The organism is Arthrobacter sp. AOP29-A2-19 (assembly GCF_058138025.1).
In genome coordinates, this window is sequence record NZ_CM176894.1 from 2177994 (window position 1) to 2195116 (window position 17123).

General features: G+C 68.9%; 17 protein-coding genes. 10 read left to right on the forward strand and 7 right to left on the reverse strand.

Annotated elements, in window-relative coordinates:
- Positions 1-57: 57 nt before the first annotated feature.
- Genes AC3ZJJ_RS10005 through manA form a run of 4 tightly spaced genes read left to right on the forward strand, consistent with a single transcriptional unit; the run spans position 58 to position 4681 of the window.
- Positions 58-1236 (forward strand): 5-(carboxyamino)imidazole ribonucleotide synthase, encoded by a 1179-nt coding sequence (locus AC3ZJJ_RS10005; RefSeq protein ID WP_489891676.1) that lies wholly within the window; start codon positions 58-60, stop codon positions 1234-1236.
- A complete protein-coding gene (gene purE / locus AC3ZJJ_RS10010) occupies positions 1237-1770 on the forward strand; it encodes a 5-(carboxyamino)imidazole ribonucleotide mutase (protein WP_489891677.1) in 534 nt (177 codons plus the stop codon).
- A gap of 6 nt (positions 1771-1776) precedes the next feature.
- Entirely contained in the window at positions 1777-3423 is a 1647-nt protein-coding gene (locus AC3ZJJ_RS10015; protein WP_489891678.1) for an LCP family protein, read from the forward strand.
- A 7-nt stretch (positions 3424-3430) separates the two neighbouring features.
- Complete coding sequence (gene manA / locus AC3ZJJ_RS10020) at positions 3431-4681, forward strand: mannose-6-phosphate isomerase, class I (protein WP_489891679.1); 1251 nt, start codon at positions 3431-3433, stop codon at positions 4679-4681.
- Positions 4682-4780: 99 nt separating this feature from the next.
- Here the strand turns inward: manA and glpX are convergent, their stop codons facing one another.
- Complete coding sequence (glpX, locus tag AC3ZJJ_RS10025) at positions 4781-5803, reverse strand: class II fructose-bisphosphatase (protein WP_489891680.1); 1023 nt, start codon at positions 5801-5803, stop codon at positions 4781-4783.
- A 108-nt stretch (positions 5804-5911) separates the two neighbouring features.
- Between glpX and AC3ZJJ_RS10030 the strand changes: the two genes are divergently transcribed.
- The 5 genes from AC3ZJJ_RS10030 to AC3ZJJ_RS10050 all read left to right on the forward strand — a co-directional run bounded on the left by AC3ZJJ_RS10030 (position 5912) and on the right by AC3ZJJ_RS10050 (position 11189).
- Complete coding sequence (locus AC3ZJJ_RS10030; RefSeq protein ID WP_489891681.1) at positions 5912-6520, forward strand: DUF4245 domain-containing protein; 609 nt, start codon at positions 5912-5914, stop codon at positions 6518-6520.
- Positions 6521-6549: 29 nt separating this feature from the next.
- Positions 6550-7191, forward strand: a complete 642-nt coding sequence (locus AC3ZJJ_RS10035; protein WP_489891682.1) for a carbonic anhydrase — start codon at positions 6550-6552, stop codon at positions 7189-7191.
- A 50-nt stretch (positions 7192-7241) separates the two neighbouring features.
- Positions 7242-8660: a class II fumarate hydratase gene (locus AC3ZJJ_RS10040; protein WP_489891683.1), complete on the forward strand. Its 1419-nt coding sequence runs from the start codon at positions 7242-7244 to the stop codon at positions 8658-8660.
- Between the two features lie 163 nt (positions 8661-8823).
- The gene (locus AC3ZJJ_RS10045; RefSeq protein WP_489891684.1) at positions 8824-9555 is read left to right on the forward strand and encodes a TetR/AcrR family transcriptional regulator; all 732 of its coding nucleotides are present in this window, start codon (positions 8824-8826) and stop codon (positions 9553-9555) included.
- On the forward strand, positions 9552-11189 hold the full coding sequence (locus AC3ZJJ_RS10050; RefSeq protein WP_489891685.1) for an MDR family MFS transporter: 1638 nt from the start codon (positions 9552-9554) through the stop codon (positions 11187-11189). The genes AC3ZJJ_RS10045 and AC3ZJJ_RS10050 overlap by 4 nt, the downstream gene beginning before the upstream one ends.
- 111 nt (positions 11190-11300) lie before the next feature.
- On the opposite strand, the gene AC3ZJJ_RS10055 is transcribed toward AC3ZJJ_RS10050, so the two are convergent.
- The 4 genes from AC3ZJJ_RS10055 to AC3ZJJ_RS10070 form a co-directional block, all read right to left on the reverse strand.
- Complete coding sequence (locus AC3ZJJ_RS10055) at positions 11301-12131, reverse strand: family 1 encapsulin nanocompartment shell protein (RefSeq protein WP_489891686.1); 831 nt, start codon at positions 12129-12131, stop codon at positions 11301-11303.
- On the reverse strand, positions 12128-12550 hold the full coding sequence (locus AC3ZJJ_RS10060; RefSeq protein ID WP_489891687.1) for a ferritin family protein: 423 nt from the start codon (positions 12548-12550) through the stop codon (positions 12128-12130). The genes AC3ZJJ_RS10055 and AC3ZJJ_RS10060 overlap by 4 nt, the downstream gene beginning before the upstream one ends.
- 130 nt (positions 12551-12680) lie before the next feature.
- Positions 12681-13151 (reverse strand): NUDIX hydrolase, encoded by a 471-nt coding sequence (locus AC3ZJJ_RS10065; protein WP_489891688.1) that lies wholly within the window; start codon positions 13149-13151, stop codon positions 12681-12683.
- A 22-nt stretch (positions 13152-13173) separates the two neighbouring features.
- Positions 13174-13680 carry a prepilin peptidase gene (locus tag AC3ZJJ_RS10070; RefSeq protein ID WP_489891689.1) on the reverse strand — a complete coding sequence of 169 codons (507 nt, stop codon included), beginning with the start codon at positions 13678-13680 and terminating at the stop codon, positions 13174-13176.
- A 57-nt stretch (positions 13681-13737) separates the two neighbouring features.
- Here AC3ZJJ_RS10070 and AC3ZJJ_RS10075 point away from each other — a divergent pair, with 57 nt between their 5' ends.
- Positions 13738-14610 (forward strand): hypothetical protein, encoded by an 873-nt coding sequence (locus tag AC3ZJJ_RS10075; RefSeq protein ID WP_489891690.1) that lies wholly within the window; start codon positions 13738-13740, stop codon positions 14608-14610.
- Between the two features lie 22 nt (positions 14611-14632).
- Here AC3ZJJ_RS10075 and phoH2 read toward each other — a convergent pair whose 3' ends face one another.
- Positions 14633-15982, reverse strand: a complete 1350-nt coding sequence (phoH2, locus tag AC3ZJJ_RS10080; protein WP_489895781.1) for an RNA 5'-3' helicase PhoH2 — start codon at positions 15980-15982, stop codon at positions 14633-14635.
- A gap of 296 nt (positions 15983-16278) precedes the next feature.
- Complete coding sequence (locus AC3ZJJ_RS10085; protein ID WP_489895783.1) at positions 16279-17040, reverse strand: isoprenyl transferase; 762 nt, start codon at positions 17038-17040, stop codon at positions 16279-16281.
- Positions 17041-17123 lie beyond the last annotated feature (83 nt).

Consider the following 17123-nt stretch of genomic DNA (forward strand, 5'->3'; position numbering starts at 1 on the left):
CCACCGCCCGGCCGGGCGGGCGACGGCGCAATCGCGCCCGTTCGGTACGCTTGGTTGGTGAAGTTTCCTGTGATTGGCGTGGTCGGCGGCGGCCAACTTGCCCGAATGATGGCGCCCGAGGCGGTCAACCTCGGCTTCGAACTGCGGATCCTCGCGGAGGCCCCGGACGTCTCCGCCGTGGCGGCCGTGGCCCAGGCTCCGGTGGGCGACTACCGGGACCTGGAGACGCTGCGGCGCTTCGCCAGCGGCGTGGACGTGCTGACGTTCGACCATGAACACGTGCCCAACGAGCACCTGCGCACCCTGATCGCGGAGGGCGTCAACGTGCAGCCCCGCCCGGAGGCTCTGATCCACGCGCAGGACAAGCTGGTGATGCGCAGGGCCATCGAGGAACTCGGCCTGCCGAATCCGGAATGGTCCGCCGTGGATTCGGTCGAGGACCTGGTGGCCTTCGGCGACCGGATCGGCTGGCCCGTGGTGCTAAAGACGCCCCGCGGCGGCTACGACGGCAAGGGCGTCCGCATGGTCGACGACGCCCGGGCGGCCGCCGAATGCGCCGACTGGTTCGGCTCCGGTGCCCTCCTCGCGGAGGCCAAGGTGCCCTTCAGCCGCGAGCTATCCGCCCTCGTCGCCCGCACGCCGGGCGGCGAGGCCCGCGCCTGGCCGGTCGTCCACACCGTCCAGGTCGACGGGGTCTGCGACGAGGTCATCGCGCCCGCGCAGGACCTCGATCCCGCCGCCGCGGACGCCGCCAGGGACGCCGCGCTGCGCATCGCGACGGCGTTCGGCGTCACCGGGGTCATGGCGGCCGAACTCTTCGAGACGCCGGGCGTCGGCGTGGGCTTTGTCATCAACGAGCTCGCCATGCGTCCGCACAACACGGGGCACTGGACCATGAACGGGTCCGTCACTAGCCAGTTCGAGCAGCATCTCCGCGCCGTCCTGGACCTCCCGCTCGGCGACACGTCGGCCCTCGGCGCGGTGAGTGTGATGAAGAACTACCTCGGCGGCGCAAACCTGAACCTGTTCGCCGCGTTCGCGGACGCGATGTCCGCCGAGCCGCGCGCCAAAATCCACGCCTACGGCAAGTCCGTGCGTCCCGGCCGTAAGATCGGTCACGTTAATATTGTTGGCGAGCACGGGGAATCCCCCGATTCCGTCCGCCGGCGGGCCGAGCGCGTCGCCGCCATTATCCGCGACGGGCGGGCCGAACAGGCCAACGAAGGAGCCCGGTAGATGAGCACCGAGAAGCCGATTGTCGGCGTTGTGATGGGATCGGATTCCGATTGGCCCGTGATGCGGCTCGCTGCGGAGGCGCTGCGGGAATTCGGCATCCCGTTCGAGGCCGATGTCGTGTCCGCCCACCGCATGCCGGAGGACATGGTCGCCTACGGGAAGCAGGCCCACGAACGCGGGCTTCGGGTCATCGTCGCGGGCGCGGGCGGCGCCGCCCACCTGCCCGGAATGCTTGCCTCCGTGACCCCGCTCCCCGTTATCGGGGTGCCGGTGCCGCTGAAGACGCTCGACGGCATGGACTCGCTGCTCTCCATCGTCCAGATGCCCGCCGGCGTCCCCGTCGCCACGGTTTCGATCGGCGGGGCGCGCAACGCGGGCCTGCTGGCAGCCCGCATTCTGGCCGCGGGAGACGGCGCGGAGGCCGCGCGGCTCCGCGGTCGGCTGATCGAGTTCGCCGCCGAACTCCGGCAGGTGGCCGCCGACAAGGGAGCGGCGCTCAGACGCACTGTCGCCGACGAAGTGGCCAACGGCTAGGCGCCTATGAACACCCGAACCCAGCAGCAAACCGACCCGATCCGCAACCCGGAGGGCGCGTCCGCCCGGACGAGGACCAAGCGCGCCTTCTTCCTGCTGTTTCTGACCGTCTTTGTGCCGGGAGGGGCCCAGGTCGTCGCCGGGAACCGGCCGTTGGGCCGCAAGGCACTCGCGGTGACGCTGTCCTGCTGGTTCGCCATCATCGTGGTCGTCGCCGCCGGCCTGCTCAACCGGGGGCTCGTGATCGAACTGCTCGCGCGCCCGGCGGTGCAGCTGGTCCTCGCGATCGTCCTTGCCCTTCTGGCGGTCGGTTGGCTGGTGCTCTTCATCAATACGCTCCTGATCATCCGCCCCAGGCTGCTCTCCCCCGGCATGAAGGGAATCATCGCGTTCTCCACCGTCGTCCTCGTCGTCGCCACCAGCGGGGCACTTGGCTACGGCGCCTACGTGCTGAACACGGGGCGGGGAACCATCCAGAACGTGTTCGCCTCCGGGCCGGCGTTCGATCCCATCGACGGCCGGTACAACATCCTGGTGATGGGCGGCGACGCCGGCGCGAACCGCATCGGGCTGCGACCGGACAGCATCTCCCTTTTCAGCGTGGACGCCAAGACCGGCAAGACAGCGGTGATCTCCATCCCCCGGAACTTCCAGAACGCCCGGTTCCCGGAGTCGTCTCCGCTCCACGAGGTCTTCCCCAACGGATTCGACTGCGGCGACGAATGCATCATCAACGCCCTGTACCCGACCGTCGAGAACGAATACGCGGACCTCTACCCCGGCGCCGCCAACCCCGGCGCCGAGGCAATGCTCGACGCTGTGGAGGGAAGCACCGGGGTGCGGGCCCAAGGCTACGTGCTGATAGACATGGCCGGCTTCGAGGAGTTCATCGACGCCATGGGCGGCGTCAAGGTCGACTCCGGTGGCTGGGTCCCCTACAACGGGAAAAAGTGGGAAGGCACCGAGGTCCGCACACACTGGTTCGCTCCCGGGGTCCAGGAGTTCAACGGCAAGCAGGCGCTTTGGTTCGCCCGGTCCCGGGACTTCACGACCGACTACCACCGGATCCGTCGCCAACAGTGCATGCAGCAGGCCATGATCAGCCAATTCAACCCGAGCACGGTCCTGACCCGGTTCTCCGGAATCATGGCCGCGGGCGAGCAGCTGTTGGAGACCAACATCCCGCAGGACCAGCTGGGAAGCTTCATCAACCTGGCCGACAAGTCCCGCAAGTCGCCGTTCGAGCGGCTCACGCTCGGCGCCCCCGACTTCGGTCCCAGCTCAGACCGCTTCTCCACGTTCCCGGTCTTCGAGCAGATCTATGAGCGGGTGGACGCGCTCCTGCTGAAGGCCTCCGGCAACGCCGGCAAGCCCACCGCCACCCCTTCCGCCACCAAGTCCGGCGGGACCGGCTCGTCCGGCGCTTCCTCCGGATCCTCCGGCGGAGCGCCCGGCGCCGAATCCTCCGCGCCGGCGTCGTCCTCTTCCGGGTCCTCGGAAACCATCGAATCGGGCATCGGCGAGGAGATCCCGACGACGCAGCCGGACGGTTCCCCCATCACCGAGGAATACCTTGTTCAACTGGAGTTGTCCGGGCAGACGGATTTGATCTCTACGATCGCCTCCAACAACAACGAGTGTTCAACGCCCTAGGAGACCCATGCACCGCCTCAACAACACCGTCCGCGACTATCCGTGGGGATCCACCACGCTGATGGCAGAGCTGTTCGGGACGGTGCCGGACGGAACCCCGCAGGCCGAGATGTGGATCGGCGCCCACCCGGATTCCCCCTCCCTGGCCGTCCAGGCCGACGGAACCGCCCAGGCCCTGGACTCGCTGGTGGAGGCCGATCCCGCGGGGACCATCGGCGGGGACGCGGCCGAACGCTTCGGGCGGCTGCCGTTCCTCGCGAAGGTCCTTGCCGCCGGCGGGCCCCTGTCGCTGCAGGTGCATCCCACGCTGGAACAGGCGAAGGCCGGGTTCGCCGCCGAGGAGTCCGCCGGTGTGCCCCGTGGCGCGCCCCACCGGAACTACAAGGACAACAACCACAAGCCGGAGATGATCTTCGCGCTGACCCCCTTCGCCGCGCTGTGCGGATTTCGCGACGCCCGGGAGTCGGCCGCGCTCTTCCGCCGGCTGGCGGCGGCCGTGGGCCACGGCGCGCCGGCCGGCGCCGCCGAACGCACGGCGGCCCTGCTCGAGACCGGCGACCTGCGCGCGGCCTTCGCCGACCTTCTCGAAGGCAGCGCCGACGTTGTGGCGCTCGTTGGGGCGGCGTCCGCCGCGGTGGCCGCCGACGCGTCGCTCCGGGACGACGCCGGCCTCGCCGAGCTGCCCTCGCTGGCCGGCTACTACCCGGGCGATCCGGGCGTCCTCGTCTCACTCATGCTCAACCACGTCACGCTGGACCCCGGACAGGCGGTCTACCTCCCGGCCGGAAACATCCACGCCTACCTGCGCGGCCTGGGTGTGGAGGTGATGGCGAGCTCCGACAACGTGCTCCGCGGGGGCCTGACCGGAAAGCACGTGGACCTGCCCGAGCTGCTGGCCACCGTCGACTTCACCAGCCTGCCGGTCCCGTTCCTCGAACCGGAGACCACCGCGTTGGGCCAGGAGCTCTACCGTCCACCCTTCGACGAGTTCCAGCTGCAGCGCATCGTGTTGCCGCCGGCGGTAACCGGGGCCGCCTCCGCCTCCGGCATGGCCGGGGGCGACGTTCCGCTGGCCCAGAACGGCCCCGTGGTCCTCGTCTGTGTGCAGGGCGGCCTGCTGCTGGACACGCCGCGGGGCGACGAGCGGGTCGCCTGCGGCGAGTCCGTGTTCGTCCCCGCGAACGAAAGCCCCGCGATAGCCAAGGCCACCGGGACCGACGGCGCCGTCGCCTTCGCCGTCACGGTCTCGGAGCCGTAGCCCCGCGGAGACGTGACAAAAAAGCCGGCCGGTGGATCCCAGGATCCTCCGGCCGGCTTTTGGCTCCGCCTGTGCTGGCGCGTCTTGCGCTGGCGCGTCCTAGCGGACGTAGGCCTCCCACTTGCGTGACTGGTGCTCGCCCTCGACGGTGCGGATGGTGCCCGACTTCGAGCGCATCACGATCGACTGGGTGAGGATCCGGTCGTTCTTGTAGCGCACTCCACGCAGCAGGTCGCCGTCGGTAATCGCCGTCATGGAGAAGTAGCAGTTGTCGCTGGTGACCAGGTCGGTTGTGGTCAGCACGCGCTCCAGGTCGTGGCCGGCGTCGATCGCACGCTGCTTCTCGTCATCGTCCGTGGGCCACAGCCGGCCCTGGATGACGCCGCCGAGCGCGCGGATGGCGCAGGCCGTGACGATGCCCTCGGGCGTTCCGCCGATGCCCATCAGCACGTCGACGCCCGATCCCTCGCGGGTGGCGGCAATGGCGCCGGCGACGTCGCCGTCCATGATGAACTTCGTGCGGGCCCCGGCGTCGCGGATCTCCTGGACCAGCGGCTTGTGGCGGTCGCGGTCCAGCACGCAGACCGTGACCTGGCTGATCGGCTTGTTCTTGGCCTTCGCGATCAGGTAGAGGTTCTGCTTGACCGGCAGGCGCAGGTCGACGAGCTCCGCCGCCTCCGGGCCGGTAACAAGCTTCTCCATGTAGAACACGGCGGACGGATCGAACATCGAGCCGCGTTCGGCCATCGCGAGGACGGCGACGGCGTTGTTGATGCCGAGCGCTGTCAGGCGGGTTCCGTCGATGGGATCGACGGCCACGTCGACCTCCGGACCCGTCCCGTCACCGACGTGCTCGCCGTTGAAGAGCATCGGCGCCTCGTCCTTCTCGCCCTCGCCGATGACCACCACGCCGTTGACCGAGACGGTGGAGAGCAGTGAACGCATCGCGTCGACGGCCGCGCCGTCCGCCGCGTTCTTGTCGCCGAAGCCCACCCAGGGGCTCGCGGCAATGGCGGCGGCCTCGGTCACACGGACCAGCTCGAGCGCCAGGTTGCGGTCGGGCTCGGCGTCGCCGACCGACAGTCGCGGGGACAGTTGGGAATAGTTCGTGGCTTCTGTCACGGTGGTCCTCGTCTTCGAGTGGATGCTTGGGCCGGTGGACGACCCCTACGATCATATCCGCCGCCGGGCGCGTGAAGCGTGACGCGTAACATCGGGGACAATGTAGGGGTGAGTGAAACACCCAGCCCCTCCCCAGATCCCACGGGCGGACCCGCCAAGCCCGTCCTGACCGCCGCCCAGGCGAAGCGAGCCAACCAGTCCCTCAAGGGCATGGTCATCTCCGTCCTCCTCACGGTTGCCGTCGCCGTCCCGGTCATCGCGCTGAACCCCGGCAGCACCGAAAACACCTACAAGCGCGACATCGACGTGGCCGCCGTCGCCAACCAGGCCGCGGCCGCGGCCGACTTCACCCCGGTGGCGCCAGAGCTGCCCGGGGGCTGGTACCCCAACTTCGCGCGCTGGAACTCGGGAAGCGCGGACGGGATCGACTATTGGGAGGCCGGGTTCGTCACGGCCGACGAGGGCTTCGTCTGGCTGCGGCAGACCGGCGACGCCAACCCCACCTGGATCGCGCAGTACACCGACGGCGCGCCGGTCACCGGGGTCCGCACGGTGGACGGCACGGACTGGGAGCTGCGGGATAAGCAGGGCAAGCGGACGCTGGTCCTGGAGCGCGGCGGATCCACGGTCCTGATCACCGCCGAGTCCTCCTGGGAGGAACTCGACGCCGCGGCGCGCGCCGTCACAAAGAGCCTTGAGGCGGGCCCGGCGAACTAGCGCTCCGCCGGAGCGATATTCTTTTTTCCATGTCTGGTGCCACCCCTCCCCCCGCTGCCCCCGAGTCCCTCACCCCCGCGCAGGCCTGGCGCAGGCTGCGGGAGGGCAACGACCGCTTCGTCCAAGGCGCCACGGACCACCCCAACCAGGATGCGCCGCGGCGCCACTCCCTGGTGGCCACCCAGCATCCCTTCGCCGTCATCTTCGGCTGCTCCGATTCCCGGCTCGCCGCCGAGATCATCTTCGACGTCGGACTCGGCGACGTCTTTGTGGTCCGCACCGCGGGCCACGTCATTGACGACGCCGTGCTCGGTTCCCTCGAGTACAGCGTGGCCCTGCTGAACGTGCCCCTGATCATCGTCCTCGGCCACGACAACTGCGGCGCCGTCACCGCCACGATGGAGGCGTTCGAGTCCGGCGTTATGCCCCCGGGATTCATCCGGGACCTCGTCGAGCGGATCACCCCGTCGGTGATCACCGCGCAGCGCAACGGCATCCACGACGTGAACTCCAACGTGGTGGAACACGTCCAGCAAACGACCCAGCGCCTGGTCGACGCCTCGAAGGTGATTTCCCAAGCGGTCGACGGCGGGGGCACCGCCGTCATCGGCGTCACCTACCGCCTGGCGGAGGGCAAAGCGGAAATGGTGTCCGGGTTCGGCGCACTGTAGGACCCGGCGCCCGGGTGGAGGTCGGCAGGGGCCCGGCGTAGGCTGAGCCCATGGCTGACACCGCAGACTTCCGCATTGAACACGACACGATGGGCGAGGTCCGGGTTCCGGCCGACGCCCTCTACCGCGCGCAAACGCAGCGCGCCGTGGAGAACTTTCCGATCTCGGGCAAGACGCTCGAGCGCAAGCACATCGAGGCGCTCGCCCGGGTAAAGAAGGCCGCCGCGCTCGCCAACGCGGAGCTCGGCGTGATCGACTCGGAGCTGGCGGACGCCATCGCCGCCGCCGCCGACCGGGTCGCCGCAGGCGAGTTCGACGACCATTTCCCGATCGACGTCTTCCAGACCGGCTCGGGCACCTCCTCCAACATGAACACCAACGAGGTCCTGGCGGAACTCGCCACGCGGGCTCTCGCCGAGGCGGGAAGCGACAAGGTCGTCCACCCCAACGACCACGTCAACGCGTCGCAGTCCTCCAACGACGTCTTCCCGACGTCCGTCCACGTGGCGGCAACGTCGGCGCTGCTGGGCGATCTGGTGCCGGCCCTCGAGTACCTGGCGGAGTCGCTGGAGCGCAAAGCCGAGGAGTTCAAGGACGTCGTCAAGTCCGGGCGCACCCACCTGATGGACGCCACGCCGGTGATGCTCGGCCAGGAGTTCGGGGGCTACGCCGCGCAGGTCCGCTACGGCGTCGAACGCATCCAGTCGGCGCTACCCCGCGTGGCGGAGGTCCCGCTGGGCGGAACGGCGGTGGGAACGGGCATCAACACGCCCGCCGGCTTCCCCGCCCGCGTGATCGAGCTCCTCGCCGCAGACACGGGGCTGCCCCTGACGGAGGCACGCAACCACTTCGAGGCGCAGGCAAACCGCGACGGCCTCGTTGAGGCGTCCGGGCAGCTGCGAACCATCGCGTACTCGTTCATGAAGATCAACAACGACCTGCGGTGGATGGGGTCCGGACCAAACACCGGACTGGGCGAGATCGCCATCCCCGACCTCCAACCGGGGTCCTCGATCATGCCGGGGAAGGTCAACCCGGTGATCTGCGAGGCCGCCATCATGGTGGCGGCGCAGGTCGTCGGCAACGACACCACCATCTCCCTGTCCGCCACCAACGGAGCCTTCGAGCTTAACGTCGGCATTCCCGTGATGGCCGCCAACCTGCTCGAGTCCATCCGCCTCCTGACCAACACCTCGCGTGTAATGGCGGACAAGATGATCGACGGCATCACCGCCAATGTGGAGCGCGCGCGCTTCCTGGCCGAGGCCAGCCCCTCGATCGTCACCCCGCTCAACAAGTTCATCGGCTACGAGAACGCCGCGAAGATTGCGAAGAAGGCCGTGGCCGAGGGGCTGACGGTCCGCGAGGCGACCGTGGCCCTGGGCTTCGTCGAACGGGGCGAACTCACCGGGCAGCAGTTGGACAGCGCCCTCGACGTCACCACCATGACGTCGCCGTCGGGGAAGTAGCCGACCTTCCGCACAACCAGCGGGCGCGCGGCGCCCGCACCCGCACGACGCCGGCGGGCCGCCCACACGGGGTGGCCCGCCGGCGTCGCAAGGGCCGGGCCCGTGATCAGAACCACACGCCCACAAATTGCACTTGCCATGCCTTAGTGCAAAACTGCACTATATGGACATCAGTGCAAGTGAAGGTCTTGGCGCCCGCGAGCGTCGGCGGCGGGAGACGTACGCTTCCCTGACGAACCTCGCCCGCGAACTGACCGCCCAACGTGGACTCAACGGTTTCACGGTCGAGGAATTGTGCGAGGGCGTCGGGGTATCCCGGCGCACCTTCTTCAACTACTTCGCCACCAAGGAGGACGCGGTCCTCGGAACGAAGCCCACGGATCCGCTGGCGCCCTTCGCGGAGGGCTTCGTGGCAACGGGCCCGGGCGCACGGGACCACGGCGACACGGACGGCAAGGACGGAACGGAGCCCGTGCCGTTGCCCGCCGCGCTCCTGTCGCTGATTCTCCGCGGGTACGCCACCATGGACATCCCCCGTGCCGACATCCATGCCTTTATGCAGGCCATGCACTCCGAGCCCGCGCTCATGAAGCGGATGTTCGAAACCGGCCTGCGCCGCCAGCGCGAGCTCGCCGCGCTGATCGCCCGCCGCGAGGGCCTCGATCCGGACGATCCCTACGCGGCCCTTGTCTCAAGCCTGGCCTCCCACCTGGCGATGTCCAGCTTCCAGGAGTTCGTGGGGCACGTGACCGAGTGCTCCGACCCTCCGCCGCCGGAACCCGACGAAACCCCGGAACGGGCCCTGGCCCGCTTCACTACGATCCTCACCGACAAATTCGACCATGCCGCCCGGCTTTTCGCCGGCGCGGGAACCACGAAACAGGAACCACGATGAGCTCAATCGCTCCCCCGCAGGCCTCACAGCCCCTGGCGCTGACCCAACGGCGCATCTGGATCATCTTCTCGGCCCTGATCGCCGGGATGCTGCTCTCCAGCCTCGACCAGACCATCGTCTCCACCGCGATGCCCACCATCGTCGGCCAGCTCGGCGGCGTGGAGCACCAGGCCTGGATCACTACCGCCTACCTGTTGGCCACCACGATCGTGATGCCGATCTACGGCAAGTTCGGCGACGTGCTGGGCCGCCGCAACCTCTTCCTCATCGCCATCGCCCTGTTCACGCTGGCCTCGGTCGGCGCGGCCTTCGCCGGAACCTTTTGGGCCTTCGTCTTCTTCCGCGCCATGCAGGGCCTCGGCGGCGGCGGGCTGATGATCCTCTCCCAAGCCATCATCGCGGACATCGTCCCGGCATCCGAGCGCGGCAAGTACATGGGCCCGCTGGGCGGCATCTTCGGCCTCTCCGCCGTCGCCGGACCGCTGTTGGGCGGCTTCTTCGTGGACCACATGACGTGGCAGTGGGCGTTCTACATCAACATCCCCATCGGCATCGCGGCCTTTGCCATCGCGTGGTTCACCCTGACGCTGCCGAGCAAGAAGGCCACGCTTTCCATCGACGTCGCCGGAGTCGTCTTCCTGTCCATCGCCACCACCTGCCTGATCTTCTTCACCGACTTCGGGGGAAGCGCCGACCACGGTTGGGGCGCCGCCTCCACCTGGATGTGGGGCGCCGGGCTGGTCATCGCCGCCACCGCGTTCATCTTCGCGGAGCTGCGCGCCGCCGATCCGATCATTCCCCTTTCGCTGTTCCGCAACCGGGTCTTTGTCACGGCGACCGGCATCGGCTTCACCCTGGGGCTCGGCATGTTCGCGGCCATCGCGTTTGTGCCCACCTTCCTGCAGATGTCGGCCGGCACCTCCGCCGCCGTCTCCGGTCTGCTGATGCTGCCGATGATGGTCGGCCTGATGGGAACGTCGATCTGGTCCGGCATAGCGATCACCAAGTCCGGCAAGTACCGGGCCTATCCGATCGCCGGCACGCTGGTCACCGCCGCCGCCATGCTGGCCATGACCACACTCGCCGCGTCCACGCCCCTGTGGCTGATCTGCGTGTTCCTGCTCTTCTTCGGCGCCGGCCTCGGGCTCATCATGCAGGTGGTTGTCCTGGTGGTGCAGAACGCCGTCGGACCCGAGATGGTGGGCACGGCGACCAGCACCAACAACTACTTCCGTGAGGTGGGCGCATCTCTCGGCGTCGCGATCTTCGGTGCGATCTTCACCAACAACCTGTCCGAGAAGCTCACGGCGGTGTTCACCGGGGCCGGCGCCTCCACGGCCGATGCCGGCCAGGCCACGGCGACGCTGGACCCGGCCGCGATGAACGCCCTGCCGGAGCCGCTGCGCGAGGGCATCGTGACGGCGTACGCCGATTCACTGGCTCCCGTCTTCTGGTATCTCATCCCATTCATCCTGATCGCCTTTGTGCTGGCGCTGATGCTCAAGCAGGTGCCGCTCTCCCACACCTCCGGGATGGTTGCCCGCGGTGAGGCGGTCGACGGCGAGGAGGCCCTCCGGCTCGAGGCGGAGCAGCGCGACTCCAGGAGCGTGGGCGCCGCCGCGCCGCTCGACTAGGCGAGGTCCGCAGCCGTCCCGGACGCCCGGCCCACCTCGGAAACAGCCGGCACCGGCGCCGGGCCTCCCCTGCGGGAGCGCCCGGCGCCGGTGCCTTTTGTCCGTGTGAGGCTAGTGGGCCCGCTCGTCTTCTCCCGACGTCAGGTGCACCGCGGCCTCCGGCGTGGCGACGCGGAAGCTGAACGACTGCTCCAGGTAAAGATGGATGTTCTCGGCGTCGTGGTGGCTGTAGCCGATCGAAAGGTCCTGGCCGGACTCGAAGAGGAAATCCCCGCCACGAAGGCTCATCACCACGGCGCCCCGGACACCCGGCGCCCAGACGATCGGCCCCTCCAGGATGCGGCGCAGGTGTTCGGACAGCAGGTAGCCGCCGCGCTCCGTGGACTGCATGACCGCCGTGTAGTGTCCGGGGCCGAGCGCCAGGCCAAAGGGACCGGAAATGCCCTCCTCCAGCAGGAGGTCCACGGCCCTGGCCACACGCTGCGGGTAGTCGAAGAAGTCGGCCACGCGCGGCACGGTGGGCAGGGACGTGGCCTGCGTGATGCCGGTGATGTGCGCCTGGCGCCAGCCGTGGAAGACCGCCCGGTTCTCGGCGCTGGCAATGAGCACCGCGGCCGCGTCGAGGTTCGCGAGGTCGACGTCGGCGGCCCCCCGTTCCGCGTCCAGCAGTTCGTCCCGGGAAACCGTGAAGTCCACGCGCATCTCGGCGAGCGGGAGCACCCTGCGGCGGCGCGAGACGATTCCGTCGCCGTCGGGCCCCGCAAGCGGCTCGGTGCGTCCCAAGTTCGTGGCGGAGTAGTCCCAGCCGAAGGGTCCGGCGAAGTCGACGAGCTTGCGCGCGCCGAGCGTCGTGGTGAGACGGTCGCGCGCCTCGTCGTCGAGCAGCTTCCATCCGGCGTCGGTGATGGGAGCCAGCTCGCGCAGCAGATGGTTGGAGGTCACGATGCGCTTCCTTTCAACGAGCCGATGCCGAGGGACCCGCCGGGCGCGGCGCCCGGTGGATCGTCCTGCGGAGCGGGGGTCCCCGGCGTAGGCGGCGCCGCGCCGGGGCCGGCGGCCTCTTCGGCCGCGCGCCCGTTGGCAACGATGTCTCCGTCGCGGAACAGCGTGCCGCGCGCCGTCAGGCCCCACTGGGGTTTGGCGCGGAAGAGGTACTCCAGCTCCATGCAGAAGTGCTTGAACTCCTCGCCGAGCGAGTCCTCCATGATGGCCCGGGCCGCCGGATCGGTTTCCAGGGAGATCCGCTGCTGGTACCAGCCAATCGCCTCCGCCTCCTCCGTCAGGTTCGCGCACATGCGCGCGAACGTCCGGGTCTCCGCCGACAACTCGGCGGGAGGCTCGTGGTACTGCTCGAATCCCATGCTCGCCCCTACCGTCCGCGCCGCCGGCGTCCCCCCGCCCGTGCGGCAACCTGTGGTTCTCCCTGTGGCCAGAGTAGACCCGGAGCGTGGGGCCGCACCACGGGTCAGCGGGACGGATCGGGGCTTCCGGTCAGCCGATGTAGTGCGCGGCCGCGTCCGCGGATGTTGCCCAGTCGATGGCGCGCTGGTGCTTCGGCGGCAGCGCGGGGCGGTCGGCCTCGGCGAACCAACCGACGTCCGTGTTCTCGTCGTCGTTCACGCGCGCCTCCCCCGAGACATAACGGCATTCGAAGACGATGTCCAGGTACTGGGCGCGGTCCCCGTTGGGGTAGGTCACCGGATCGGTGGTTCCGATGCCGGCCAGCCGGAGAACGGCGGCCTCGACGCCGGTCTCCTCCTGGACCTCGCGCACGGCGGCCGCCGCCGGCTCCTCCCCCGGTTCCAGGATGCCGGCCGGGAGCGTCCACAACCCGTTGTCGGCCCGCCGGACCAGCAGGAGTGCGCCGTCCGACCGGAAGACCACAGCCTTCACGCCCGGCAGCCAGAGCGGGGCGGTGCCGATGTGGGAGCGCAGTTCAAGGATGAATTCGGGAACGGGCATGAACCTAGCCTGCCACGTCTCGCTAGCCGGCCACGACCAGCGCCGCGGCGGTACCCAGGATCATGAACGGGCCGAAGGGGATGGACGACTTCCGGGTGGCCCTTCGCGCCAAGATCATCGCCAGTCCGTACGCGCCGCCGACGACGAAGGTGGCCAGCGTGCCCAGCAGCAGGTGTTCCCAGGTCAAAAATCCCAGGTACATGCCCAGGATGCCGGCCAGCTTCACGTCGCCGAGCCCCATGCCGCCCGGCTGGATCAGGTGCAGCACCAGGTAAAAGGCGAACAGCGCGGCTCCGGCGAGGACCAGCCGGATCAGGGCGCCCCAATCACCAGCGATGGCGGCGCTCGCCCCCAGCAGCGTCAAGGCCGCCGGGTACCAGGGGAACACGATGCGGTTCGGCAGGAGGTGGGTGCGGGCGTCGATCCACGCCAGCCGCGCCCCATTGACCACAAACAGCAGCAGGGCCAACGCGAGGGGGACGGCGGCGGCGGGTTGAGCGGCGCGCAACTCGCCGAAGGCGTCGATCATGGCACCACGCTACTGCACTGCCGGACCCCGTTGCACCGCGGCGCCTACACTGTGGACATGGGGAACCAATCAGCATCCTTAGACTCCCAGGGACCGGTCGCCGCACTGGCGGCAGCCGCATTCCGCCGCCTCTGCCGCTCCTCGCCGTGGCGCTGGGAGACCCTCCGTTTCGAGGTCGAGTGGTCCGCGCCCACCGCCAAGGGCACGGTGTCGGGCGACGACGGTGCCGGCGCCGGCAGTGCCGTTCCCGGGTCCGCGCACGCCCCGTCGCCGCTTCCCGTGCCGCGCGTCCGCGCGTGGCTGCGCCGCCCGGACGCCCTGCGCGTCGAAAATCCCGAGGGCGGCCTACTGTTCAGCACCACCGGGATCAACGAGTCGCGGGACGCCTTCTACGTCTCAGGAAGCCGCAAGTCGTGGCTGTTGCCGCCCAGGCTGACAACTCCCGTGTACGACCACGACGGCTTCGTGAGGCGGCGCCCCGAGGCGGCATACGGCGATCCGGTGTTCGCCGACCCCCGCTGGGCCGCCATGCTCGATCCGGTGGAACTGGCCGGCAACGCCCCCGTCCCGCTCGAGTTCCCGTTCTCCAACGTCGTGGAGATCCAGTCCCTGGCCGACGTGGAGCACGCGGGCCGACCCGCGGTCGAAGCCGTTGTTTCCCCCAACCAGACGTACCGCGCCGCCACGGCCGGGAGCCCGCTCGTCACGCCGGGCCGCACACGCGTGAGGATCGACCGGCAGACGGGCGTGTGCGTCTTTTCGGAGGCGCTCGGTGGGGACGACCTTGGTCAGGGACACAGCCTGCGCATCCTCGGCGTGGACGAGTACATGCTCGACGACCTGTTCGTTGAGCACTCCATGCACCTGACCGACGTCCGGGACCACATTCCCTGGGTCTTGCCCACGGACCCGACCGGGGGGCGAGCGTAGCCCCCGGTCGGGTCCTGCGGACCTAGTTGCCGCTGTCCTCCAGCATGTCCGTCACAAGCGCGGCGATGGGCGAGCGCTCCGAGCGCGTGAGGGTGATGTGCCCGAACAGGGGGTGGCCCTTGAGCGTCTCGACAACGGCCGCTATCCCGTCGTGCCGACCGACCCGCAGGTTGTCCCGCTGGGCGACATCGTGGGTGAGGACGATCTTCGAGTTCTGACCGATCCTGCTCATCACGGTCAACAGCACGTTCTTCTCCAACGACTGCGCCTCGTCGACGATCACAAAGGAGTCGTGAAGTGAGCGCCCGCGGATGTGCGTCAGCGGCAGGACCTCGAGCATGCCCCGATCCACCACCTCGTCCATCACGTTCTGGCTCACGAGCGCCCCCAGAGTGTCGAACACCGCCTGCGCCCACGGGTTCATCTTGTCGTTCTCCGAGCCGGGCAGGTAGCCGAGTTCCTGGCCTCCCACCGCGTAGAGCGGGCGGAAGACGACCACCTTGCGGTGTTCGCGCCGCTCCATCACGGCCTCCAGTCCGGCGCACAGCGCGAGGGCGGACTTGCCGGTTCCGGCGCGCCCGCCGAGGGAGACGATGCCCACCTCCTTGTCCATCAGCAGGTCGATGGCCAGTCGCTGCTCCGCGGAACGCCCGTGGAGCCCGAACACGTCGCGGTCTCCCTTGACCAGCCGGACCAGGCCGTCGTCCCCGACGCGCCCCAGCGCCGAGCCCCTGTTGGAGAGGATGACCAGCCCCGTGTTGACCGGCATGTCCTGGGCCGCGTCGATCAGCACGGCCTCGTTGTTGTACAGCGTGGCGACGTCCTCGTCGACGACGTCCACCTCGGCCATTCCCGTCCAGCCGGAGTCCTTGACGAGTTCGTTTCGGTACTCGTCCGCCTGCAAGCCCATCGCCGACGCCTTGACGCGCATCGGCAGGTCCTTGGACACCACAGTCACGTCCCGCCCCTCGTCGGAGAAGTTCTTGGCCACCGCCAGGATGCGGGCGTCGTTGTCGGTGCCGCGGAAGCCGACCGGAAGGACTTCGGTGGAGATGTGGTTCAGTTCGATGCGAAGCGAGCCGCCGTCGCCGCCCAGGGGTATGGCCTTGTCCAGCCCGCCGTGCTCGATGCGCAGCTCGTCCAGCAGCCGGAGGGCCTTGCGGGCGAAGTAGCCGACCTCCGGGTCATTGCGCTTCTTCTCCAGTTCGGAAATGACAACGATCGGCAGGATGACCTCGTGCTCCGCGAAGCGCAAGATGGCTCGGGGGTCGGAAATCAGCACGGAGGTGTCCAGCAGGTAGGACTTGTCCCCGACGCTTTGCCGTTCCGCGGTGTCGGGCCGCGCGCCCGCGTTGGGAACTGTTTCCGTCATGCCGTCCGCCGGGACCGACTGCTGGGCGGACTGGGTCTGTGCTGCCACGATGACTCCCAACCAGGGCGTGAGCCCTAGATAATCGCTACGGGTGTGCCGGACCGGCCGCGAGGCCGGTACCGGCCTCCCCAGTGATTGCGAGCAATCTCAACGGGTGGCCTTTCCGATCGGTCAGCCCGGTTGCTGTCCGATGACCCAAAACTAGTCCCGCGCCGCGCGCCGTGGGAGACGGCTCACCGGCGTTTCGGTTAAATCTGGGTTAACGGCTATCCGGACGTGCGAGGCCGGCCGCCGGGCTACGAGCCGAAGCGCCGTTGGCGGTCGGCGAAGTCGCGCAGGGCGCGGAGGAAGTCCACCTTCCGGAAGTCGGGCCAGAGTGCCTCGCAGAAGTAGAACTCGCTGTAGGCGCTCTGCCACGTCATAAATCCGGAAAGTCTCTGCTCCCCCGACGTGCGGATCACAAGGTCCGGATCGGGTTGCCCACGGGTGTACAGGTAACGGGACACGTCCTCGATGTCCAACTCGTCCGCGATCTGCCCGGCCGACTTGCCCCGGGCGTCCTCGTCGCGGAGCAGTTCCTTGACCGCGTCGACGATCTCCCGGCGCCCTCCGTAGCCGACGGCCACGTTCACGTGCAGGCCCCCGGCCTCCCGGGTCGACTCTGCGAGCTCGGTCAGCTTGTCGGAGAGATAGGACGGGAGGAGCTCTTGGGCACCGACGGGCTGGATGCGCAGGCCGGGGTTCGCGCCGAGGCGGTCGAGCATGTTGGCGATGATGCCCATCAGCTGGTCCAGCTCGTCGCTGGAGCGGTTCATGTTGTCCGTGGACAGCATGTACAGCGTGACGGTACCGATGCCGAACTCGTCGCACCAACCCAGGAACTCCAGGATGTTGTCCGCCCCGGCCTGGTGCCCGTGCGACGTCGGTGCGCCGGCCAGCTTGGCCCAGCGCCGGTTGCCGTCCACCATCATGCCGATGTGGCGCGGGAGCTTTTCCGGCGGGAGGTCCTTGCTGATGACGCGTCCGTAGAGGCGGTAGAGAATCCCGGGCAGCCTCACCACGCGTCCTCCGATCCGATGTTGCGCACCGGCCCACAGTGGACCCCGCTTCCCCAACGCTACCCGCTTACTCTGCCCGCTGC